This is a genomic window from Nonomuraea sp. NPDC048901 (assembly GCF_040649695.1).
GTDB lineage: Bacteria > Actinomycetota > Actinomycetes > Streptosporangiales > Streptosporangiaceae > Nonomuraea.
On sequence record NZ_JBEZFW010000002.1, the window covers coordinates 511589 to 534103 of the forward strand.

The following is a 22515-nucleotide window of genomic DNA, read 5'->3' on the forward strand; positions in this document are numbered from 1 at the left end:
CAGGGAGGCGATGTGAACCTTGATGAGTATCGGCATGCCGCCAGGGCCTGGCTCCTCGAAAACGCTCCGGCCGGTGACTCCCCGGAGACCGACCCGGTCGCCAGGGCCAAGGACTTCATGGCCCGGCTCTATGACGCCGGATACTCCGGCATCACCTGGCCGGCCCGCTGGGGCGGTCAGGGGCTGACGCAGGCGGAGGAGCGCGCGTTCGCCGCCGCGGCCCGGGACTTCACCTTGCCCACCTACGTCTTCTCGATCGGCCTGGGCATGACGGGCCCGACGCTGGTCGACCGGGGCACCGACGAGCAGCGCGAACGCTTCGTCCGGCCGCTGCTGCGCGGCGAGGAGATCTGGTGCCAGCTCTTCTCGGAGCCGGGCGCGGGCAGCGACGTGGCCAGCCTGCAGACCAGGGCCGTACGCGACGGCGACGACTGGATCGTCAACGGCCAGAAGGTCTGGACCTCGGTCGCCCACCACGCCGACTGGGGACTGCTGCTGGCCCGCACCGACGTCGAGGTGCCCAAGCACAAGGGCTTGACCATGTTCGTGGTCGACATGCACCATCCGGGCGTCACGATCCGGCCGCTCAAGGACATGACCGGCCGGGCCAACTTCAACGAGATCTTCTTCGACGACGTCCCCATCCCCGACGCGCACCGCGTCGGCGAGGTCAACGACGGCTGGAGCGTGGCCGTCACGACGCTCCTGCACGAGCGGCTGTCGATCTCGGCGGGCGTCGGCATGGGCCAGGGCAAGGACGACCCCACCTCGCTGGCGGCGCTGCGCCAGGTGGTCGACACCGCCGACCCGCTGGTCAGGGACGAGCTGGTCGAGCTGCACATCCGCTCGCGGGCGCTCGCCCTGTTCAACCAGCGCCTCTCCCAGGAGACCAAGGCGGGGATCTTCCCCGGTGCCCGCGGCAGCGCCGCCAAGCTGCTGCTGGCCGAGCTGTACCTGTACCAGGCCGACCTCGCGACCCGGCTCGTCGGGCCCGAGGCGGTCGTCGGCGGCCACCCGCTGGCGCAGGCGATCTCCATGGCGCCCGGCATGTCGCTGGGCGGCGGCACCAACGAGATCATGCGCAACATCATCGGCGACCGCGTGCTGAACCTGCCGCCGGAGCCCCGGGTGGACAAGACCGTGCCGTTCAAGGACCTGAAGGTGGGGACGCAGGGGTGAAGCTCGTACTCAGCCAGGAGCAGCAGGAGCTCCGCGCCGCCGTCCGCTCGTTCCTGGCCGCGGCCTCACCGCTGACCAAGGTCCGCGAGGGCTACGACCGGGAGGTGTACACGCGGCTCAACGGCGAGCTCGGCCTGTCCGGGCTGATCATCCCGGAGGAGTACGGCGGGGCGGGCGCGGGCTTCGCGGAGCTGGCCGTGGCACTGGAGGAGACGGGTGCCGCGCTGCTGCCCGGACCCTTCCTGGCCACGGCGTTCGCCACGATCGCGCTGACCCGGGTGCCGGACAAGGAGCTGCTGACCGCCATCGCCGAGGGCCGGATCACCGCCACGCTCGCCATCGGCCAGCTCGACCGGGTGCTCAACGGGATGGAGGCCGACGTCCTCCTGCTGCGCGACGGCGGGGTCCTGACGGCCGTCGACCTCACCGCGCCCGGCGTCACCAGGACCGCCCTGGAGACGCTCGACCTGACCCGCGGCCAGGCCCGCGTGGAGCTGGACGGCGTGCCCCGCCGTGAGCTCGGCCCGCTGCCGGACGGCGTCGACGACCTGCTCGCCGTGGCGCTGGCGGCCGAGCAGCTCGGCGTGCTGCGCGCCGCGCTGGCCGCCATCGTCGCCTACGCCAAGATCAGGGTCGCCTTCGGCCGCTACATCGGCTCCTACCAGGGGGTCAAGCACAAGCTCGCCGACATGCACTGCAAGCTGGAGCAGGCCGAGTCGATCGTCCGCTTCGCCGCCTGGGCCGCCGACGAGTCGCCGGAGGAGCTGCCCGCCGCCGCCGCGCTCGCCCAGGCGTACGTGGGGCGGGCCTGCTTCGAGGTGGCCCGTGACCACCTGCTGCTGTACGGCGGCATCGGCTACACCTGGGAGCACGACGCGCACCTGTTCTACAAACGGGCCAAGGCCGACGAAGTGCTGCTCGGCCCGCCACGAATCCACCGGGCCCGCCTCGCCGAGCTGCTGGAGCTGTGATGGACATCAGCGGACTGCCCGGCTTCTACGCGATCGCCGCCGCCGACCCGGACCGGCTCGCGGTCGTCGACGTGGACGGGTCCCGGACCACGTACGGCGAGCTGCTCACCCGGGTCAACCAGGTGTCGCACGGCCTGCGCGCCCGTGGGCTGACCGACCGGGACGTGGTGGCCGGCGTGCTGCCGAACGGCCTCGACGCGGTGATCATGATCATGGCGACCGGGCAGATCGGCCTCTACTACGTGCCGATCAACTGGCATCTCACCGAGGCGGAGGTGGCCTACATCCTGGAGGACTGCGACGCGAAGATCGTGGTCACCGCCGACGGCCACGTACCCGGGAGCGAGATCGGCACGGCCGGACTGGCCGAGGGGCAGCCGGGAGAGGCGCCCGGCGGGCGGGCCGGCGGGGCCGTCATGTGGTACACCTCCGGCACCACCGGCTTCCCCAAGGGCGTGCAGCGGCCGCTGTCCGGAGCCGAGCCCGAGGCGGTCGTCCCGCTCTATGTCTGGTTCCTCGGCGAGATCGTGGACCTGGTGCCCGGCGAGGCCGTGCACCTGGTCACCTCGCCGATGTACCACTCGGCGCCGTGCGCCCACACACAGTTCGCGCTGCACCTCGGCCACACCGTGGTGATCACGCCGCGCTTCGAGCCGGAGAACATCCTGGAGCTGGTCGAGCGCCACCAGGTGACGAACGCGATGATGGTCCCGACCATGTTCCACCGGATGCTGCGGCTGCCGGAGGAGGTCAAAGCGCGTTACGACGTGTCGAGCCTGCGGCAGGTCATCCACACCGGCGCGGCCTGCCCGGTCGCGGTCAAGCAGGGGATCATGGACTGGTGGGGGCCGGTGCTCTACGAGTACTACGGCTCGACCGAGTCGACGATCGCCTTCTCGGTCAAGCCGCACGACTGGCTGGCCCGGCCCGGCACCGTGGGCAAGCCGGCGCCCACGTTCGAGGTCAGGATCCTCGACGAGGCCGGCCAGGAGCTGCCGCCCGGCGAGCCCGGCATGATCTACGTCAAGTCCAGCCTGGGCACCTTCGAATACCGCAAGGACCCGGCGAAGACGGCCGCCAGCATGCGCGGTGAGTGGTACACCCCCGGCGACATCGGCTACCTCGACAAGGACGGCTTCCTGTTCCTGTGCGACCGGCGCACCGACCTGATCGTCTCCGGCGGGGTCAACATCTACCCGGCCGAGATCGAGGCCGCGCTGCTGGAGCACCCCCTCGTGGCGGACGTGGCCGTCATCGGGGTGCCCGACGAGGAGTGGGGGCACAGCGTGGTCGCCCTCGTCCAGCCGGTGGCGGGCGTCACGGGCGATCCTGAGCTCAGCGCCGAGCTGCTGCGGCACTGCGAGCCGCGCATCGCCCGGTTCAAGCACCCGAAGGTGATCCAATACCGGGACGCGCTGCCCCGCACGCCTACGGGGAAGCTGTCGCGGTCCAAGGTCAGGCAGGAGTACCTCGACTCGCGGTGAAGACCAGCTCGTCGGTGTACCCCTTCTCGTCGCCCAGGTAGAACCGGGTCGACAGGGTGCGGTCGGCCGGATCGAAGACCGTGCTCCAGACCGTGCGGAACGGCAGCGCCGGGTCCGGCCGCACCGCCAGCAGGCTCGCGCGCAGGTCCTCGGGCGACATCAGCGCGCCCTTGCTCCGCTCGTACAGCGAACGCAGCCGCCCGTACGTCTGGAAGCTGGACGCGGTGTCCTCGGGCAGGTTCATCGGGTCGGGATTGCGGTGCAGGAGGTGGTTGGTGACGCAGAGCGGCGCGTCGCCGAACTCGATGATGTGCTCCGCGCCGTCCGCGCCGCGCTCCCACACGAACGCCCGGCCCTGCGCGTCGGCGACGAGGTAGTGCAGCGGCACGCCGTGGTCGTACTGCTTGGCGCCGAGGAGCGCCTGCTTGGCCTGCTCCACGTTCTCGCAGGTGTCGGTGAGGAACCGGGGCAACTGCGTGCTGCCCACCCCGACCTGCGGCGAGACGTTCTCGGGCGGCTCGGCGGTGGAGAAGTCGGCGATGAGCAGCATGACGACCAGACCGGCCTCGTTGACGCCGTCCATGCAGCCGTCGAGCTCGGACATCGTGATGACGGTGGAGGCCAGGCCGGTGTCGGGCACCGTGGTGATGACGTACGGCCTGGACGACATCGGCAGCTCGCCGGGCCGGGCGGCCTGGCCCATGATCTCGCTGGTGGTCGTGGTGAAGAAGTCGTAGTTGCGGCCCACCCTGCCGTGGCCGTCGGTGGCGGCGGACGGCGGGCACCACAGCGCCGAGCAGCCCGAGCCCGCGGGCACGTAGCCCAGCCCGTCGAGGGCCAGCTCGTCCTGGTCGGGGTCGAGGCCGAGCGCCGCGGCGGCGCCGTCCATGCGGGCGTGGTGCTGGGGCCAGTGCCGTTCGAACCAGGTCCGGCGGGCCCGGTTGACGGCGGGGTCGGCGGGCGTCGGGGCCCAGCCGAGCCTGAGGGCCTCCTCGGTGAGCGCCCGGCCGATCTCGACCTGGCTGCCGTGGAGGGTCAGGTGGCGGACGAGCTGGAAGTCGTTCCTGCCGCCCGCGATCTGCGTCATGTTCTTCATGACCGCCAGGCTGCCGCCGGGCGCTGACCGTTCTCCTACCGCCGACTGACGGTCTCCATCAGCGACGTACGGCGCGTCGGTAGCGATCCGCCAGGAGCAGTACGTGCTCGGCCAGCTCCGGCGGGTCGAGCACCTCGAAGTCCACCCCGATGAACCCGATCCACACGGCCATCCCCGGCAGGTCGTCGCCGCTCAGCCTGACCAGGCAGGTCGCCTCGTCGACCGGCTCGATGTCCAGCTTCAGCGGCGAGCGGCGCATCTCCTCGGCCGGGCGGTGCAGCAGCACCGTCGCGTGGTAGCGCCACATCGCGGTGGTCACGCCCTTCTCCACCCACGCGGCCACGTCGCCGTCGCCGGGCAGCTCGCGGGGCGTGAACCGGGGTCCCGTGGCCGGTGTCCGCAGCAGGAGGCGGTCCACCCGGAACGTCCGCCAGTCCCGCCGCTCGACGTCGTAGCCGACCAGGTACCACCGGCCACGCCGGTGCACGAGCCGGTGCGGCTCGGCGTCGCGCATGGCCGAGGAGCCGTCGTGGCCGGTGTAGTCGAAGCGGAGCCGCTCGTGGTCGCGGGCGGCGTTGGCGATCGTGGTCAGCACCTCGGGCGCCACCGACGGGGCGTCGCCGGGAACCTGCACCGTGTAGGTGTTCAGGGCGTTGACCCGGCGCCGCAGCCGCGACGGCAGCACCTGCTCCAGCTTGGCCAGGGCGCGTACCGAGGTCTCCTCGATGCCCTGGACGCCGCCGCCCGCCGCGCGGCCGAGACCGACGGCCACCGCGACGGCCTCCTCGTCGTCGAGCAGCAGCGGCGGCAGCGCGGCCCCGGCGCCGAGCCGGTAGCCGCCGGCGACGCCCGGCGTGGCGTGCACGGGGTAGCCGAGGCTGCGCAGCCGCTCGACGTCGTTGCGGATCGTCCTGGTGGAGACCCCGAGCCGCGTGGACAGCTCGGGGCCCGACCAGTCCTTGTGCGCCTGGAGCAGGGACAGCAGCTTGAGCAGGCGGGCCGAGGTGTCGAGCATGCCTGCCAGTCTGCCCGCCATCGCGGAAAGCCTGGTTCCGCGATGGGGGATTCAGCCGAACAGTTTGTTCGCCTGCTGGATCACCGTCAGCACGGTGAGCGTGCCGAAGAAGGCGATCGACCAGACGAGCGCGCCCAGCCGGTACGACCTGACCTTGAGGGCTTCCGGCAGCGACCGGCGGTTCAGCACGATCAGCAGGATCGAGTAGACGAACATCATCACCGCCGCGAAACTGGCCGAGAACACCAGCAGGATCAGCGGCTGGTCGAACCCGAGCAGCAGGACCACGATGCCGATCAGCGCCATCGCCCACACGATGATGAAGTACACGCGGTTCTCGGAAATGGCCTTGTCCCGCAGGTAAATGGTCTTCAGCGCGTCGGAGGCCAGCCGGGAGGTGTAGTCGACGATGCCCATGGCCGAGGCGAACAGCGACAGCGCCCCGATCACCCAGAACAGCACGCCGAACCACGGCCCGACCGACGCCTTCAGCGCCTCGCCCTCGACCTTCAGGAAGCCGATGCTGTTGGCCAGCCCCGGCTCACCGAACACCGTGGAGTAGGCGAGCATCGACATCAGCGCGATCGTCAGGAACGACACCAGCGCGAACGTGGCCGCCTGCTCGATGTTGGCGAAGCGCCACCACTGCTGCCATCGGGCCAGGTTCTCCTTGGTCGGCGCGAACTGGAAGCCCGTCGAGGCGGCCGCCTCCTCCTCGCCGGTGACCGGGCTGACCAGGCGCGGCACGTACAAGCCCATACCGAAGCCCTTGTCGCGGATCCAGTTGCTCTGGCACAGGTTCTGGCCGCCGCCCGCGCCCGCGTAGGCGATCGCGCCCATCAGCACCGCGAACTCCAGCGGCGGCACCGGGAACCGCGCCCCGACGCTCAGGCCCTTGCCCAGCTCGATCCAGCTTTCGGCGTTGATGGCGAACAGGATCGCGACCACCGCGAGTATCAGCACCAGGGCGATCTTCACGAAGATCACCCGTTCCAGCAGAATGTAGATGACGGGCGCCATCGTCAGCCCGATCGCGATCACCAGCAGCATGCCGATCGCGATCCAGCGCACGCTGCCGGCGCCCGTGCCGGTCAGGTAGGTCATCATCGTGGCCGACGTGGTCACCCAGCCGGGCCACAGGTTCGAGCAGAGCGTCATCACGACGAAGACGAGGCTCCAGTGCTTCCACATCCTGCTGAAACCGGTCAGCGCGGTCTCGCCGGTGGCCAGCGTGTAGCGCTCGATCTCCATGTTGAGGAACCACTGGGTGATGATGCCGATCGCGGCGCCCCAGATGAAGACCAGGCCGACCTGGGAGGCGATGTACGGCCAGAGGATGAACTCGCCGGACGCCAGCCCGACCCCCGCGCCGACCAGGCCGGGACCGATGATGCGCCAGCTCGATCGGGGAGGGTCCGGCAGGTCTCGGACGGCGACGGGCGGCAGGACTCGCGCAGGAACAGTCGGGGTGAATTCCGCCATGCGGATCTCCTTGTTCGACGTGCGTAAGCGTCACATTACAGAGATCCGAAAGCCGAGTGGAATAGGCAGTCAGCCCATTTCCACCACATATTCCCCGTCGTCGGTGAACCCGGTGACGCGCTCACCCGACCCCATGAGCCCGCCGAGCACTTCCCGCAGCGCCAGCCGCCACGCGCGGGCCGCCTCCGGGTCCTCGCGGCGCAGCGTCTCGATGTCGTACGGTGTCGCCACCAGCACCACCGGCCCGTCGGCCAGGCCGATCACCGGCCGATTCCCGGCCACTTCCACCCCCCGCGTGTACGGCCCGGCGGACGGCTGCGGCGGAGACTCCGTCAGCCGCCAGACGGCCAGCAGCCGGTCGGAGGCGTCCCCCTCGTTGATCGCGTCGGCCATGACGCCGTAGAAGTCCTCCAAGTACCGCTCCGGCCGGGCGCCCAGCTTGGTCAGGTTGAACCGGGCGTTCCTGCGTACGAGCGGGTCGAAGGTCCAGGTGACCTTCTCCAGCCCGCGCTCCAGGCACCAGGCCCGCTGGTGCAGCTTGAGCGCGTAGCCGATGCCGCGCCCGATCACCGCCCCGGTCACGTGCGAGTGCAGCGTCCGGTCCGCCGCGAGGAAGCCCACCGAGGCCCCGACCAGCCGGTCGCCCTCGTACGCTCCGGCCACGTAGCCGCCCGTGTGGGCGAAGCCGATCATCAGCTCCACCGGCACGGGCGCGTTGCGCGGGTCGGGGTGCCAGATGTCGTCGTACAGCCGGTAGACCTCCTGGAAGTCGTGGATCTCGCGCAGCTCGCGGATCGTCACACCGGTCTTCTCGGCCGCCTCACGGGCGGCGGCCGCTTCCGCACTCGTCATTGCCGTTACCTACCCGCCGCCGGTCAGACCAGCCATTCCGGGGTGGTCGGCCGGTAGGCGGTGCGCGGCGGCCGGGCCGTCAAGCGGCAGTAGCCGGGCGATAGGCGGTGCGCGGCGATCGGGCCGTCAAGCGGCGGTAGAGCGTCGTGGGGCCGGGCCAGTTGTTGGTGACGCGGCCTTCGGCCGTCTTGTACCAGCTCTGGCAGCCGTTGCCCCACACCATCCGCGCCATCGCCGCGTCGAGCTGCCTGCTCCACGCCGCCATCGCCTCGGGCCGCACTTCGATCGGCCCTCGCTCCGAGAGGTACGGCAGGCAGGACATGATGTGGTTGACCTGGCATTCGATCATGAAGATGATCGAGTTGTGGCCCAGGTTCGTGTTCGGCCCGTACAGCAGGAACAGGTTCGGGAAGTCCGGCACCGAGATGCCCAGGTACGCCTCCGCCCCGCGCTTCCACCGCTCCCGCAGCGACCGGCCGCCCCGCCCCGAGACCTCCATCGGCGCGAGGAACTCGGTGCTCCTGAATCCGGTGGCGTACACGATCGTGTCCACCTCGTACGGCCGATCGGCGGTCTCGATGCCCTTCGGCGTGATCCGTACGATCCGCTCCGTCGCCACCTCCACGTTCGGCCTGGTCAGGGCGGGATAGAAGGAGCTGTCGATGACGACCCGCTTGCAGCCCGGCGGGTAGTCAGGGGTGAGCTTGGCGCGCAGCGCCGGGTCGGGGACCTGGTCGCGGAGGTGGTCCAGAGCCCGCTTCTTGAGCAGGCCGACGCTCCAGCCCTGCGCCAGGGCGGGGTAGAGGGTGTTCTCGGCGTACCGGTAGAGCCACTCGCGGTAGGCGCGCTGGAGGCCGGGGACGAAGCGGAACGCCAGCCTGGTCAGGGGGCCGAAGGTGGCGTCGGGCTTGGGGATCACCCAGTTCGGGGTGCGCTGGAAGACGGTCAGGTGCTCGGCCTCGGCGGCGACGCGGGGGATGAGCTGGGCGGCCGACGAGCCGTTGCCGATCACCGCGACCCGCCTGCCGGTGAGATCGTGGTCATGGTTCCAGCGGGCGGAGTGGAAGGACGTGCCCTCGAAGTCTGACATTCCGGTTATGTCGGGGAGTTGGGGGCGGTTGAGCTGGCCGACGCTCATGACGACGACGTCGAAGGTCTCGGTGGTGCCGGCCGTACTGACCTGCCAGTGGGAGCCGTCGAAGACGGCGGCTTCGACCTCGCTGCCGAAGCGGATTTTTCGCCTGACGTCGTATTTATCGGCGCAGTGCTCTAGATAGGCGAGAACTTCGGGCTGTTCTGGGTAGCGGCGGGTCCAACTCACATATTTCTCGAAAGAGTACGAGTAAAGGTGCGACGGGATGTCGCAGCCCGCACCCGGATAGCTGTTGTCGCGCCAGGTGCCGCCCAGGTCGTCCGCCTTCTCGAAGACCGTGTAGGAGCCGATCCCGGCCCGTTCGAGCTGGATCGCCATGCACAATCCACCGAACCCCGCTCCGATGATCGCGATCCTGGGCGCCATGGCATCCTCCAGATGTCAGTGTCCACTTACGTTACGCCGGGCGTCGCGCGGACGACACCCCTCGCCGATCACGTACCGGGGCCGGGCGGCCGGTAGTCTGCGCTGGTGGCTGGAGTGACGCTGGCGGATGTGATCAAGGAGCTCGAGGCGGCCTACCCGCCCGCCCGAGCCGAGTCCTGGGACGCGGTGGGCCTGGTCTGCGGAGACCCGGCGCAGGAGGTGCGGCGGGTGCTGTTCGCGGTCGACCCGGTCGCGGCCGTCGCCGCCGAGGCCGTCGAGTGGGGCGCCGACCTGATCGTCACCCACCATCCCCTCTACTTGCGCGGCACCACGAGCGTCGCCGCGACCACGCCCAAGGGCCGTCTGCTTCACAACCTGATAAAGAACGACATCGCCCTCTACACCGCCCACACCAACGCCGACGTGGCGAACCCCGGCGTCTCCGACGCGCTGGCCCGCGCCGTCGGCCTGACCGGCGATCTGGTCCCGCTGCGGCCGTTCCCCGACGATCCCTGGCGCGGGCTGGGGCGCATCGGCGAACTGCGGTCGGAGATGACGCTGGGGGAGTTCGCCGAGCGGGCGGTCGCTGGGCTGCCGGAGACCGCGCAGGGCATCCGCGTCGCCGGCGAGCTGTCCCGCCGCGTCACGCGCGTGGCCGTCAGCGGGGGAGCGGGCGATTCGCTCCTCAGTACGGTGCGCGCCGCGGGAGTGGACGTGTTCCTCACCGCGGACCTGAGACACCATCCCACCAGCGAATTCATCGAGGAGGGCGGCCCCGCGCTGATCGACGCCGGGCACTGGGCCACCGAGTGGCCATGGCTCGACAGCGCCGCGTCCATCCTGGGTTCGAGTGGCGTTACCGTTGAGACGCGTGTCTCCGCCACGGTCACCGATGCTTGGACAAGAGGATATTGATCATGAAAGCAGCCCCCGAGGCCCAGAAACGACTGCTCGACCTGGCTGACGTTGACTCCGTGGTCGACCGGCTGGCGCACCGCCGCCGTACGATGCCGGAGCTGGCGGAGATCGACGAGCAGTCGAAGCGCTACGCCAAGCTCGCCACCGACGTGATCGGCGCCGAGACCGAGGCCGGCGACCTGGCCCGCGAGCAGGCCAAGGCCGAGAACGACGTCGACGCCGTCCGCAGCCGCGCCGACCGCGACCAGAAGCGGCTCGACTCCGGCGCCGTCAGCTCGCCGAAGGACCTGGCGAGTCTCCAGTCCGAGATCGCCTCCCTGCACAAGCGCCAGGGCGACCTCGAAGAGGTCGTGCTGGAGATCATGGAACGCCGCGAGGCCGCCGACAGCAAGGTCCTCGACCTGATCGCGCAGCGCGACGAGATCGCCGCCGCGCGCGCCGCCGCCGAGGACCGCCGCGACGCCCTGCTCGTCGACCTCGACAAGGAGGCGGGCGAGGCCCAGACCAGCCGCGCCGCCGTCGCCGCCGAGATCCCCGCCGACCTGCTCACGCTCTACACCAAGCTCAAGGACCAGTACGGCGTGGGCGCCGCCATGCTCAGGGGCGGCCGGTGCCAGGGCTGCAAGGTGGCCCTGTCGATCGCCGAGATGAACCGCATCAAGGCCGCGCCGCACGACGAGGTGCTGCGTTGCGAGGAGTGCCGCCGCATCCTCGTACGCACTCCAGAGTCAGGGCTATGACCTCCTACACCGTACGTACATCAGAGTCAGGGCTATGAGCTCCTACATCATCGAAGCGGACGGCGGCTCGCGCGGTAACCCCGGGCCCGCCGGCTACGGCGCCGTGGTCATGGACGCCACCGACCGCCAGGTGCTGGCGGAGGCGGCGGAGGCGATCGGCGTCACGACCAACAACGTGGCCGAATACCGGGGGCTGATCGCCGGACTGACGTCGGTGCTGGCTGTTGGGGGCGAGGGCGCCCAGGTCGCGGTACGCATGGACTCCAAACTGGTCATCGAGCAGATGGCCGGCCGCTGGAAGATCAAGAACGAGGGCCTGCGCCCACTCGCCATGGAAGCCGGCAAACTGGCCAGACGGCTGCGGGTGACGGCGTGGACCTGGATCCCGCGCGACCAGAACCGGCACGCGGACCGCCTGGCCAACGAGGCGATGGACGCCGCGGCGAAGGGCCTGACCTGGAAGGCGGGCGGCGCGGCTCTTACGGACTCGCCGCCGCCCACATCTACTCCGGCCGCCTCCGAAACCCAGGGCGACTCCGGAACCTCGGACCGACCCCGGCCCTCATCCTCATCCACCCAACAGACGGACCTCCTGGACATAGCTGACAACCTGTCGGCGCCTACCGCCTCCCTGGCTACCACCCAGTTGGCCACCAGCCAGCAGCGCGATCGTGGCACCGGCTGGGCCCCACCGACCCGAGTGGCGACCTCCCTGCTCCTGCTCCGCCACGGCGAGACCCCGCTCTCCGTCGACCGCCGCTTCTCCGGCCTGGGCGACGCCGAACTCACCGCCAAGGGCCTGGCCCAGGCATCGGCCGCCGCGGAGCGACTGTCCCGCGAGCCGTACCACCTGGACGTGATCGTCAGCTCCCCCCTCAAGCGCGCCCGGCAGACCGCGGAGGCGGTCGCCCAGCGCACAGGGCTCGCCGTGGAAGCGGACGACGACCTCAGGGAGGTCGATTTCGGCGCTTGGGAGGGCCACACGTTCACGGAGGTCCAGCGCGGCTGGCCCGCCGAACTGGCCGCCTGGCTCGCCGACCCGACCATCGCACCCCCGGACGGCGAGAGCTTCGAGGCCGTGGCGGAGCGCGTCAGGCGAGCGGAGGAGCGCCTGGTCGAGCGGTACGAGGGTCGGACGGTCCTGATTGTGTCGCACGTGACGCCCATCAAGACGCTACTGCGGTTCGCCCTGATGGCACCCCCGGAAGCGCTGTACCGCATGCACCTGGACCTGGCCTGCCTGTCGCTGATAGAGCACTACACGGACGGCCAGTCCGTGGTGAAGTCCTTCAACGACACCTTTCACCTACGCTGACATCCCAGCGGAGCAGGCGGGACGACCGACTGAAGATCTACTGAGGTTTGATAAACTTCCAGCTAGACGAGTCGGCCGGGCGGCCGCGTCGGGCCCTTCGCGGGCCCGCCGAGGAAGGTCCGGGCTCCACAGGGCAGGGTGGTCGGTAACGCCGACCCGGGGCGATCCGCGGGACAGTGCCACAGAAAGCAAACCGCCTCCAGATTTTTCTGGAGGTAAGGGTGAAACGGTGGTGTAAGAGACCACCAGCGCCCACGGTGACGTGGGCGGCTAGGTAAACCCCACCCGGAGCAAGGTCAAGAAGGGACGCTCTCCGGAGCGTCCCGCGCGCGACGTTCGAGGGCTGCCCGCCCGAGCCGCGCGGGTAGACCGCTTGAGGCCGCCGGCAACGACGGCCCTAGATGGATGGTCGCCCCTTCGTTCCGACGAAGGACAGAACCCGGCCTACAGGCCGACTCGTCACCCAATGCCTCTCTGACCTGGGAAGGAACAGGCGTGCGCCAAGATCAGGGCACGTCACGCATCGATGCGGGGCTCTTGGGCGTACCGAGCATGGGGCGGCTCTTGACCACGATGACCTGTTGGTCCACCGTGATCATGCCCGTCTCGAAGTCGAGTCGATCTTTAGTCAGCCCGAACGCTTCCCCCTGACGGAAACCTGTGGCGCGACAGGTAGACCCGACCAGACGAAGTCCCTGGGGTCGAGGGGCATTCTTCCAGTGGGGCGGAGCTTCAGCCCTTGACCGCAGGGCCTTGGCCCGCTTGCTCTCCAGATAGACGAGGCAGATGGGAGGATCGGACGGGGAGGTCAGGACGGACCTTTGGCGGTTAACGCCACCCAACTTGCCCGCGCATATCGGACTCGAACCTCCCTGCAGTCTTCGGCGGAGAGCGCAGGTCGACAGCTTTCGTACGCAGCAGTCGCGGGAATGCAGAAGTCGTCACCAGCGCCGATGCTCCACGTGTGGCGACATGCAGTATACTCATTATTTCCTTCCACGCAGACGGCGCGTGGAAGGCGTGCGCCGTCAATCATTCGAAGGCGACAGGACTCATATGCGAGCGCACTTGTCTCACAAATATTTCCGCCGCCAAGGAGGATGCAGGCCTCATGTATCGCTGCACGTTCGCATCCCAGAATGGATTTGCGGTCTAATCGGCAATCCAGGTATATCTCTCCGCCGTCAGTGCACGCAAGGTCCTCGTCGCTGCTGTCAAAACCCAAAGTGCAGTCCTCTGTGAGGGCTATTTGCTCGTCACGTAGAGTCTTGTAGCTGGAGCAACTCTGGGCGGAGAAGTCATCTTTCTCGCAAGACTCGTATGCTCGTCGACATTCCTTGGCGCTTTTATCGTTGCATCGAACTTGATCCCTCAGGTCGACGTATGTGACGGCACCCGAATACAGATCCCTCAGGGCAGGTTTGGGAGGATGGGTTGGTTGGCTATGGCTGCCGCTCGTCGAAGGGGGCCAAATGAAAATGGAAAGTATTGCGGCAGCCATCCCAAACCCGAGAAGGGTGAGTAGAATTCCCGCTGGTCCGGGTTTGCGTTTCTTGGACGATGGGGACGAAGGATTGCCACCTTTGCGGCTCTCTTCTATGAAACCCATTATGTACAACGCCTCCCTGCAGGACGGGCCTCGGAAACTCTAAGGCAGAGGCGTTACGGAGACATAACGAGCAAGACTCGCGTGAGAGCAGGATCAGCACGCAGTCGGCAACAAGGTCGGTATCAGACGGTTGCGCCGCTACATGGACCGTACGACGGTTGCACGTCCCGACGGCCGATGGCATAGAAGCGGGTTCTCGGCGAGCCTTCATGCCGAAGTGGTCAGCGATTAAATCCTCAGGGCGGTTCGGCGGACGACTTGCGCGATCGAGCTGTCAGGATGGGTGCCATGCCTAACGGAAAGCCGGGCGATGGCGTTTCGGTGGCCGACCCGACCTCGCGGCGTTGGAAGCCGATCTACGCGCTATTCGCGATGGCCTGTCGGCGCCGTGACGGCACCCCATCGTGCCCGTCTCCGCAGGGCACATTCAGGGCACATGGCGCCGCGAGGTGATTTCAGGCGATGATCAACGACCATCATGTTTCGGCAGGTCAAGCAACACTGTGCATGCTCAACGGCAGGTCACGATCATGCTGAAATAGAACCCGGCCTACAGGCCGACTCGTCTCACATCCCTGGCGTCACTTGGCATCGGCCTTCGGGACGATGACACGCGCCCATGCGGTAAGTCTGTCCACCGGCTTGAGGACGAACTCACGGCCGCATGCGAAGAACGGCAGCACCAAGAAGGCCGGGGTCATGAGGACAATGATCACGGCCAGCGGCAGGACCAGCAGCCCACACAACGCCACGCGCTGCCAGGCGGCTTGTATCGATGTCATGGCCTGCTCCCTGCTCACCCGTTCAGCTGCTACCAGTATCCGACCGGTAGACCACTTGGGAATAACAGGGCTCTGACGTGCTAAAACACGCTCATATTGAGTAGACCACTCGCCATTTAGGAGGGGCGTGAACGCGGCTGGTCGTGGTCCAGTTCCAAAGGACAGCCGCATTCGTCGTAACGCCGATCCGGTCGCTTCCATCGCTCTCACCTCTGACGCTGTGAAGTGCCCCGAACCTTCCGGACACGAGTGGACCAGAGTGAAGGTGAGCAGGACCGCCCTTTCCGCGGCCGCGTTCAGGGCGCCTGGCGGCCTCTCGCGGCGTGTGCCTGCCGCGAGGTGAGTGCATGGACTACCTGCCGCGCCTGGGTGAATCGCAGCATGTTGCCAGACGGGTCGAGGAAGACACAGTCGCGGACGCCGTCGGGCTGGTTGATCGGTTCTTGCATCACTTCGGCGCCCGCGGCCTCGATGCGCTCGAAGATGGCGTCGCAGTTGTCGGTTTAGAAGACGAGACGGCCCAGCAGGCCCTTGGCCATCAGGTCGGCGATCGCCTGCCGGTCGGCCGGCGAGACGCCTGGGTCCGTGCCGGGGGATTCGAGGATGATCCGCGTGTCCGGCTGCGACGGCGGGCCGACGCTCACCCATCGCATCACCTCGGATCCGTCGTCGTCGCGTACCTCGAAGCCGAGCACGTCACGGTAGAAGCCGAGTGCCTCGCTGAGGTCGTGGACGGCGAGGGTGCAAGAGGAGAGCTGGAGATCCGTACGGCTCAACGCCGCTCCTTGTCGCCGGCGGTAAGAATGACGATGTCGAGGTCGCGGAGCCGGTCCAGGTCGGTGTCGATATCGATGCGGGTGATCTTCTCATCGTCGATGGTGAACGTGAAGACGGCCTTCGGCCGGCCGAGGTGCGACCAGACGGCCGCCGGTACTCCGTCGACCAGAGCGAGCCGGGCGGCCTGAGCTCGTCCGGCGAAGAAGGCCGCCACCGCGTGGTCGCCGCGGACCTCGCCGACCACGGCGTCCGGATCGAGCAACTCGAGCAGGGCGGCGAAATCCCCGCTCCGGGAGGCGGCAAGGAAGGCCTCGACGATGTCCCGCTTCGCCGAGCGCGCGGCATCGGATGCCCCGGCCGCTCCTTGTACCCGGCGCCGGGCCCGGCTGGCGAGTTGCCGGGCCGCCACCGGGGAGCGGTCGATGATGGGGCCGATCTCGCCGAACGACACGGCGAAGACGTCGTGCAGGACGAACGCGAGCCGCTCGGCGGGAGTCAGCGTGTCCAGCACCACCATCAGCGCGACCCCGACCGAATCGGCCAGCAGCGCCTCGTCCTCAGGGCCGGCGTGGTCTGAAGGGTGGATAGCCGCGTCCGGCTCGGGTGGCAGCGCCCCGGCCGAGTCTTCACGCCGGGAGCGGCGTGCCTCGAGCATGTTCAGGCAGACCCGGGCGACGACCGTGGTCAGCCACCCGGCCGGATTCTCCACCTGGCCGGTGTCGGCGCGGCTGGCCCGCAGCCACGCCTCCTGCACCGCGTCCTCGGCCTCGCTGGGCGAGCCGAGCATCCGGTACGCCATCGCTTGCAAGCGGTCCTGGTGCTCGGCGAACCGCTGGCTCACCCAGTCCTGCTCAGTCATCCGTCACGTTCCTCCGTCCGGGCCTGTCATACCAATTGACCGGCGAACCCACGCCGATGTGACATCCGGGCCCCGGCTCGGATGTTCGGGAAGCACGTACACCTGAGGCACATAAGGAGACAAGGTATGAAAGCGCACGTCAGCTCGATCCTTCTTGGCGTCCGGGACCTGGACCGGGCCAAGCAGTTCTACACCGAGGGGCTCGGCTGGAAGATCCAGAACGACTACGGCATCTCGGTGTTCTTCGAATCGGACGGCGCCTCGCCCGTCGGCTTCTACGGTCGCGACGGCTTGGCCGACCAGGTGGGCACCAGCCCGGAAGGCAGCGGCTTCAGCGGGCTGGTTCTCACCTACGTCGTCCGTAGTGAGGCGCGAGTCGATGAGATCATCGCGGAGGCCGAGAAGGCCGGCGCCACGATCCTCAAGCCCGCCGGCGCCCTGCCCTGGGGCGGGTACGGCGGCTCCTTCGCGGACCCGGACGGCTACATCTGGAGTCTCGGCTACAGCGCCCAGGGAAAGGACCAGCCGTACGCGGAGTAACTGCCGAGCGGCGATGTCTCTGGCGAGTGCGGGCGGCGCGGCCAACGGATGGTCTCGCAGCATGACCGGCGTGACCGGTACCGATGGGTAGGTTCGGCGTCGCCGCGGGATCGTGTCGACGCCGAACATGTCGTGACCGGTGACGAGGTAGCCGACTGGGATTGACCTTGACTTTAGGTCAGGGTTCACGCTGACCAGCTGACCAACTTAACCTCCACCTGGACCGGCATGGTGCCGGTCGACGACACCGCGCTGGCCGTGACCGACACCGGTGGGCCCGGCCGTACTCTGCTGTATCTCAATGGCCAGTTCGCCACTCAGCGGTACTGGCGGCGCGTCATCGCCGAACTCGGCGGCGACTACCGGCACATCACGTACGACATGCGGGCCCGCGGCCGATCGAGATGTTCGGCCGCGGCTGCCTCGTTCGAGGCGCACGTCCGTGACGTCGACGCCGTCCTTGCGGCGAGAGGCGCTCAAGATCAGCCCGAAGGTCGCCAGTAATCACGGCAACATGCTGCGCAAGGACTTCCGAGCCATCGCCGACGCCGTTCGCGAACTCGCCGGCACCCCACGATCACGAGGTCGGATGAGCAGATGACGGAAGGCGTCACGATTGGCCAGGCGGCGACCTTCGCCGGCGTCACGGTGAAGACCATTCAGCACTACCACAAGCACGACTTGATCGACGAACCCTGCCGCGACAGCTCCGGCTACCGACGTTGCGGATCGGCCGACCTGCCGCAGTTGGCCCAAGCTGGACAAGGTCGCCGCCGATCTCGGCTTCACTCCGGACGACGTGACGATGGCCCGGGAGGGCCTGGTGCTGATCAGGGCCCTGGTGCCGGAAGGCTTCGACGAATATGTGGCCAAGGTCGAGCGCGGCCTCGACGATCCTCGATACTTCTCCCTGATCAAGCGTATGTGGCGCGCCGCTGAGTGGGAGCCGGACGACCCACGGGTCGACGAACTCGCCACAGCCCTGGCCGACCACTATCTCGCCCATCCCGCGCTGCTGCCCATCCCGGCCGGACTCCGGTCCCGCACTGACGGCGCGATCCGGCACGGGCTGCTCGCCCGCCACGGAGAAGAGCAGAAGCCGGCCTGAATCCGGCTGAGGGCGTTGGTCGAGGCGAGAACGCATTCGGCCGGCATCGACGTGGTGTAGCGGACTCACCGCCTGAACCGACGCGCCAGCTGACCGCGTGGAATGCGGTTGCTGGTACGCCGGGTCCGCCCCTCGGACCGTCACCGCAAGAACCTCACCGCCTTCGAGACCCGCACCGGCTGGAAGTACTCGGTCACCGCGACCAACATCGGCTGAGGCATCGCCGGCTCCCACCACCCGCAGTGGCTCGGCGCGCTGGCCCGCGAGCGCGCGGTGGTCGAGGCGGCCAGGACCTGGACTGCCGACTGCGCCTGCTCGCCCTGCATGATCAGCCCGGCCAGGAGCCCGCCGAGCTGGACAGCATGCGCTACCGGCTCTCGCCACAACGATCAGGAAGGAGCCCAGTTCCGGACCCGTGGAACCCGGCGTCCCCGCAGCGACATGCGACGGCCCAATCCCAACCGCATCGGGGATATTACGGGCAAATCGAGCTACTCACACAACACAGCCCGCTGACGAATCGAGGCTGCTTGAGAGAATGGTGTGGAAATTGTTCAATGATTTGGCATGCGCCAGCTGCTTTGTAAATAGGATCATGTCCGGTGGGCGCAGCGCCTCTTGCGTGCGGGCTTGGCACCGGTCTCTGGCTGAGTCTGAAGGGGAGGGAGTTTGTGCACATGTATTAGGGTATTACGGCCTTCCGGACGCGCCGAGCTTGACCTGGTAGTTCTATCGCGATAAATTAAAGCAAATTTCATGATCCAACGGGAGGGTTTCATGCGGCTCGAAATGCTCTATAAGGATCAAGGCTCAGGCGGCAACGGCTGTCCGGCTATCTATTTGGCCGAGAATGGCCAGGTCGTGGTCCAGGGGCCAGCAGTCGATCAGGAAACCTTCTCCAACCTGGCCAACGTTCTGCCGGGCGAGATCGCTCTGCAGATCGCGCCCGAGGTGCTGCAGGGTGCCGTCGACAAGCTTCGTGCCAAGAACGAGGTCCGCTAAGTGGGGCGGATGTTTCGCTCTCTCGATGACGCCGAGTTCAACCGCTTCTTCACCGAATTCCGCTTCACGGCTTACCGTCTGGAGTCGCTGCAGCGTTACGAAGTCTCCTACGAGAAGACGGAGTTCGATCTCTTCCTGAACGGCCAGGAGCGCGGTGAGTTCCCTGGAATCGCGCAGTGGATCGATGAAACGGTCAAGCCGGCACGGAACTCCGGCAAGCTCCTGCACCGGGTTCACGTAGTGCAGGAGCCTCTGTCCGATTACGTGCGGTTTGAGTGCGCCTGGGCGTATGCTCACACGGTACCGGCCGGTGAAGATGTTCGACTCATCCCCGTTCCGCCCGGCGAATGGCCTGCGGGGCTCCCTCGCTATGACTACTGGCTCTTCGACTCGTCCAGCCTCGTCACCATGCATTACAAAGAGGATGGTTCCTTTGAGGCTGCGGAGATTGTGGACGACCCGGAGAAGATCGTCCAAGCCAATTTTTGGAGAGATATGGCAGTTGGTCAATCCATTCCGTTTGCTGACTTTGCGGCGAAGCGCGATGGCAAATTCTAAACTATGGCGATCCGGTGGAAATGCAAAGCGCTGGCAGCGAATTTACGGGTGACGCCAATTCCGTCGTGCAGATAGGTACCATGCACGGCGCGATCAACCTGACTTCTCTGGCGCGGGCACTTCCATTGCCGCGACAGCTTCCCCTTCCGTCGGGCGGCTTCGTTAACAGGGCCGAGAGTCTGGCCGCGCTTGACCGCCTTCTGGAGGTGGGAAGCGGCACGGGCGCAGTCTCCGCCGTGGCTGGAGCTCCGGGGGTCGGCAAGACCGCGCTCGTCGTGCACTGGGCCCATCGGGTGCGTGACCATTTTCCAGACGGAGAACTCTTTATCGACCTCGGCGGTTACGGGCCGAGCGCACCGCTTAGCGCTGACCAGGCTCTCGACAGCTTTCTGAGAGCGCTCAATGTCCCGAAAGAGGGCATTCCTGAAACCCTGGCGGAACGCTCTTCGCTGTTCCGCTCGCTCGTCAGCGGCAGGCGAATGCTCGTGGTCTTGGACAACGCCGCTGACACCGCCACGGTACGGCCGCTCCTTCCCGCCTCAAACGGGTGCTTTGCCTTGATCACAAGCAGAAGTAGCCTGTCAGGGTTGGTAACAAGAGAAGGGGCTGCTCGTGTGACCCTGGAGGTGCTCAGTTCTCCCGACGCCGTCGCGCTGCTCGGACAAGTGATCGGCGTGGCCCGTGTTGCCGCAGAACCTCAGGCCGCAGTCCGTGTGGCCGAACTATGCGGCTATCTTCCGCTAGCGCTGCGAGTCGTGGCTGAACGCGCGTTGGACAGACCGGAACTGGGGCTTACGGAATTGGTAGCCGAGCTCGAGGAGGAGCAGCACAGGCTCGACTCTCTCGCCTCGAGCGAAGACGAACTCAGCGACGTACGTGCCGCCTTCTCCTGGTCATACCGCGCGCTCTCAGTCGAAATGCAGCGGGCCTTCCGGTTGCTTGGTCTTCATCCCGGCCGAGAGTTGTGTACGCAGGCAGCCATGGCACTGCTCAATTCCACCGATCAGCGTGCCACGAAGCGGCTTCTGGACACACTATCTGCGACGCATCTTCTGGAAAAGGTGGCGGCGAGTCGCTATCGATTGCACGACCTACTGAGGGCATATGCGAAGGAACGTCTCCGGGAAGAGACCAGTGCGAAGGACCAGCTGCTGGCGGTTCGCCGGGTCCTGAGTTGGTATCTCCTGGCCGTCGACGCTGGTCGCAGAGCGATCCTCTTCTACTCGCACGAAGTGCCCCTTGTTCCACAGGAGCAACTCGTGAATCCACTATTTGCCGACGCTGAGGCGGCCATGGAATGGCTTGAGGTGGAGCGCCTGAATATTCTGGGCGCGGTGAACCAGGCCATGGACACCGGCCAGTACGACATCGCATGGAAGCTGCCCGTTGTTGCCGACGGCTTCTTTGAGCTTCACTCCTACTGGAAGGAGTGGGAGAATATCCACCGTACCGGTGCCGAAGCTGCTCGAGTTCTCGGTGACCGCCTGGGGGAGGCCTCGAACGTCTTCGCACTAGGAGATGCGGACTGGCGCGGAGGCAGACGAGAAAGTGCGATAGCCAATTACGAGAGCGCTCTCTCATATGCCAGGGACGCCGACGACGCATGGCTCACCGGTTTTTCCCTCAGAGGACTCGGACTGATTCACGCGGAGATGAGGAACCGTGAGAAGGCGCGTAACTACTTCCAAGCCGCCCTTGAGGTCTTCCGTGCAGGAGGGTTGCGGCGTGGGGAGGGCATGGCGCTGCTCAGCCTTGGGGAACATGCTGCCCATCTGGGTCACTTCGACGAGGCGGTATCGCTGGGGGCCGAAGCTGTTCGGATCTTTGTCGAGATCAATGACGAATGGAGCGAAGCCTGGGGCGTGCTTCCGCTCTCCAGAGCGCTCGTGAAACTCAGCCGAGACACTGAGGCCATCGAAGCGCTGATGCGAGCGGCCAGAACGTTCGACCGCTTCAAAGACCGGCGGAGTCTCGCGATGGCACTGGCCGCGCTCGGTGACGTACATCACCGACTGGGTGACGTCTCGAGCGCGCACAACAACTGGCTGACTGCCGCCGAGTTGTATAGCACTTTCGGAGAGAGCGCAATGGCTGAAGAACTAAGAGCAAAAGCTAACAATGGTGAGGAATGACATCGTTCTGAAGTCGAAGAATGGCGAGCTTCCCTCAGGCTGGTTCAGCGCCATTTGTGCCATTCACGATGCTGTCTTCCTGAAGTCGCCCTTCGCATGGACACCGGACACTTCGCGAGAGAATGCTGAAGACCTGCGCCACCTGGCCGAAGACCCGACCTTCGGCGTGGTTGTAGCCTGTCAGGGCAGCAGGTTCGTCGGCTACGCGTACGGGCACCGCCTGCCCGCCGACCACGGTTGGTGGCGTTTCATTCCGGGATCACTTCCGTCTGAATTAACCAGTGAATGGGACGGAAGGACGTACACGCTCACTAGCTTAGCCGTCCTCCCGCGCCAGCGAGGCCGCGGCATCGGCCGTCGAATGATCAATCGTCTGCTTGGCACGCGAACAGAGGAACGGGCCATCTTGTCCGTACAACCGACAGCAGTGCAGGCGCAAAGCATCTATCGTCACCTTGGATGGCACCATGTAGGCAGAAACGGACCCTTGCCCGGTGTCACTCCACCGCACTGGGACGTCTACGTCTTGGAGTGCCTATCCCAGCTGAGTCCCAATTCCTGAGAGGGGGAGCTCCGT

20 protein-coding genes, 1 other RNA gene and 2 pseudogenes are annotated in these 22515 nt (G+C 67.1%); 15 read left to right on the forward strand and 8 right to left on the reverse strand.

Annotation, left to right across the window (positions count from 1 at the left end; translation table 11 throughout):
- The first annotated feature begins 12 nt into the window (after positions 1–12).
- From AB0C30_RS07460 to AB0C30_RS07470, 3 genes are read left to right on the forward strand one after another with little or no spacing between them, the layout of a single operon-like run.
- Positions 13–1179: an acyl-CoA dehydrogenase family protein gene (locus AB0C30_RS07460; RefSeq protein ID WP_357940656.1), complete on the forward strand. Its 1167-nt coding sequence runs from the start codon at positions 13–15 to the stop codon at positions 1177–1179.
- The gene (locus AB0C30_RS07465) at positions 1176–2150 is read left to right on the forward strand and encodes an acyl-CoA dehydrogenase family protein (RefSeq protein ID WP_357940658.1); all 975 of its coding nucleotides are present in this window, start codon (positions 1176–1178) and stop codon (positions 2148–2150) included. The genes AB0C30_RS07460 and AB0C30_RS07465 overlap by 4 nt, the downstream gene beginning before the upstream one ends.
- Positions 2150–3634: an AMP-binding protein gene (locus AB0C30_RS07470; RefSeq protein ID WP_357940660.1), complete on the forward strand. Its 1485-nt coding sequence runs from the start codon at positions 2150–2152 to the stop codon at positions 3632–3634. Before AB0C30_RS07465 ends, AB0C30_RS07470 begins: the two co-directional genes overlap by 1 nt.
- Here the strand turns inward: AB0C30_RS07470 and AB0C30_RS07475 are convergent.
- From AB0C30_RS07475 to AB0C30_RS07495, 5 genes are all read right to left on the reverse strand, one after another.
- On the reverse strand, positions 3606–4730 hold the full coding sequence (locus AB0C30_RS07475) for a C45 family peptidase (RefSeq protein WP_357940662.1): 1125 nt from the start codon (positions 4728–4730) through the stop codon (positions 3606–3608). The two genes, AB0C30_RS07470 and AB0C30_RS07475, sit on opposite strands and share 29 nt — an antisense overlap.
- 58 nt (positions 4731–4788) lie before the next feature.
- Positions 4789–5745 carry a WYL domain-containing protein gene (locus AB0C30_RS07480; RefSeq protein WP_357941473.1) on the reverse strand — a complete coding sequence of 319 codons (957 nt, stop codon included), beginning with the start codon at positions 5743–5745 and terminating at the stop codon, positions 4789–4791.
- A 51-nt stretch (positions 5746–5796) separates the two neighbouring features.
- Entirely contained in the window at positions 5797–7227 is a 1431-nt protein-coding gene (locus AB0C30_RS07485) for an Nramp family divalent metal transporter (RefSeq protein WP_357940664.1), read from the reverse strand.
- 69 nt (positions 7228–7296) lie between these two features.
- Positions 7297–8079 carry a GNAT family N-acetyltransferase gene (locus AB0C30_RS07490; protein ID WP_357940666.1) on the reverse strand — a complete coding sequence of 261 codons (783 nt, stop codon included), beginning with the start codon at positions 8077–8079 and terminating at the stop codon, positions 7297–7299.
- A gap of 79 nt (positions 8080–8158) precedes the next feature.
- The gene (locus AB0C30_RS07495; RefSeq protein WP_357940668.1) at positions 8159–9598 is read right to left on the reverse strand and encodes an NAD(P)/FAD-dependent oxidoreductase; all 1440 of its coding nucleotides are present in this window, start codon (positions 9596–9598) and stop codon (positions 8159–8161) included.
- A 114-nt stretch (positions 9599–9712) separates the two neighbouring features.
- Here AB0C30_RS07495 and AB0C30_RS07500 point away from each other — a divergent pair, with 114 nt between their 5' ends.
- From AB0C30_RS07500 to rnpB, 4 genes are all read left to right on the forward strand, one after another.
- Positions 9713–10513, forward strand: a complete 801-nt coding sequence (locus AB0C30_RS07500) for a Nif3-like dinuclear metal center hexameric protein (RefSeq protein WP_357941475.1) — start codon at positions 9713–9715, stop codon at positions 10511–10513.
- Between the two features lie 2 nt (positions 10514–10515).
- The gene (locus tag AB0C30_RS07505; protein ID WP_357940670.1) at positions 10516–11256 is read left to right on the forward strand and encodes a C4-type zinc ribbon domain-containing protein; all 741 of its coding nucleotides are present in this window, start codon (positions 10516–10518) and stop codon (positions 11254–11256) included.
- Between the two features lie 34 nt (positions 11257–11290).
- The gene (locus AB0C30_RS07510; RefSeq protein WP_357940672.1) at positions 11291–12571 is read left to right on the forward strand and encodes a bifunctional RNase H/acid phosphatase; all 1281 of its coding nucleotides are present in this window, start codon (positions 11291–11293) and stop codon (positions 12569–12571) included.
- Between the two features lie 67 nt (positions 12572–12638).
- An RNA gene (gene rnpB / locus AB0C30_RS07515) (RNase P RNA component class A) lies at positions 12639–13034 on the forward strand.
- 1727 nt (positions 13035–14761) lie between these two features.
- On the opposite strand, the gene AB0C30_RS07520 is transcribed toward rnpB, so the two are convergent.
- From AB0C30_RS07520 to AB0C30_RS07530, 3 genes and pseudogenes are all read right to left on the reverse strand, one after another.
- Positions 14762–14962: a hypothetical protein gene (locus tag AB0C30_RS07520; protein WP_357940674.1), complete on the reverse strand. Its 201-nt coding sequence runs from the start codon at positions 14960–14962 to the stop codon at positions 14762–14764.
- Positions 14963–15258: 296 nt separating this feature from the next.
- Positions 15259–15738 (reverse strand): annotated as a pseudogene (locus tag AB0C30_RS07525) (VOC family protein).
- Positions 15735–16598: a sigma-70 family RNA polymerase sigma factor gene (locus AB0C30_RS07530; RefSeq protein WP_357940676.1), complete on the reverse strand. Its 864-nt coding sequence runs from the start codon at positions 16596–16598 to the stop codon at positions 15735–15737. The pseudogene AB0C30_RS07525 and the gene AB0C30_RS07530 overlap by 4 nt, the downstream one beginning before the upstream one ends.
- 126 nt (positions 16599–16724) lie before the next feature.
- Between AB0C30_RS07530 and AB0C30_RS07535 the strand changes: the two genes are divergently transcribed.
- The 8 genes and pseudogenes from AB0C30_RS07535 (at position 16725) to AB0C30_RS07570 (ending at position 22500) form a co-directional block, all read left to right on the forward strand.
- Positions 16725–17138 (forward strand): VOC family protein, encoded by a 414-nt coding sequence (locus tag AB0C30_RS07535; RefSeq protein WP_357940678.1) that lies wholly within the window; start codon positions 16725–16727, stop codon positions 17136–17138.
- Between the two features lie 228 nt (positions 17139–17366).
- Complete coding sequence (locus AB0C30_RS07540) at positions 17367–17642, forward strand: hypothetical protein (RefSeq protein WP_357940680.1); 276 nt, start codon at positions 17367–17369, stop codon at positions 17640–17642.
- Between the two features lie 93 nt (positions 17643–17735).
- Positions 17736–17810: pseudogene (locus tag AB0C30_RS07545) on the forward strand (hypothetical protein); the annotation flags it as partial.
- Between the two features lie 127 nt (positions 17811–17937).
- The gene (locus AB0C30_RS07550) at positions 17938–18246 is read left to right on the forward strand and encodes a hypothetical protein (protein WP_357941502.1); all 309 of its coding nucleotides are present in this window, start codon (positions 17938–17940) and stop codon (positions 18244–18246) included.
- 777 nt (positions 18247–19023) lie between these two features.
- Complete coding sequence (locus AB0C30_RS07555; protein ID WP_357940682.1) at positions 19024–19248, forward strand: hypothetical protein; 225 nt, start codon at positions 19024–19026, stop codon at positions 19246–19248.
- A 9-nt stretch (positions 19249–19257) separates the two neighbouring features.
- Positions 19258–19806: a DUF6879 family protein gene (locus AB0C30_RS07560; protein ID WP_357940684.1), complete on the forward strand. Its 549-nt coding sequence runs from the start codon at positions 19258–19260 to the stop codon at positions 19804–19806.
- Between the two features lie 20 nt (positions 19807–19826).
- A complete protein-coding gene (locus AB0C30_RS07565; RefSeq protein ID WP_357941477.1) occupies positions 19827–21938 on the forward strand; it encodes a tetratricopeptide repeat protein in 2112 nt (703 codons plus the stop codon).
- A complete protein-coding gene (locus AB0C30_RS07570) occupies positions 21925–22500 on the forward strand; it encodes a GNAT family N-acetyltransferase (protein WP_357940686.1) in 576 nt (191 codons plus the stop codon). The genes AB0C30_RS07565 and AB0C30_RS07570 overlap by 14 nt, the downstream gene beginning before the upstream one ends.
- Positions 22501–22515: the final 15 nt, after the last annotated feature.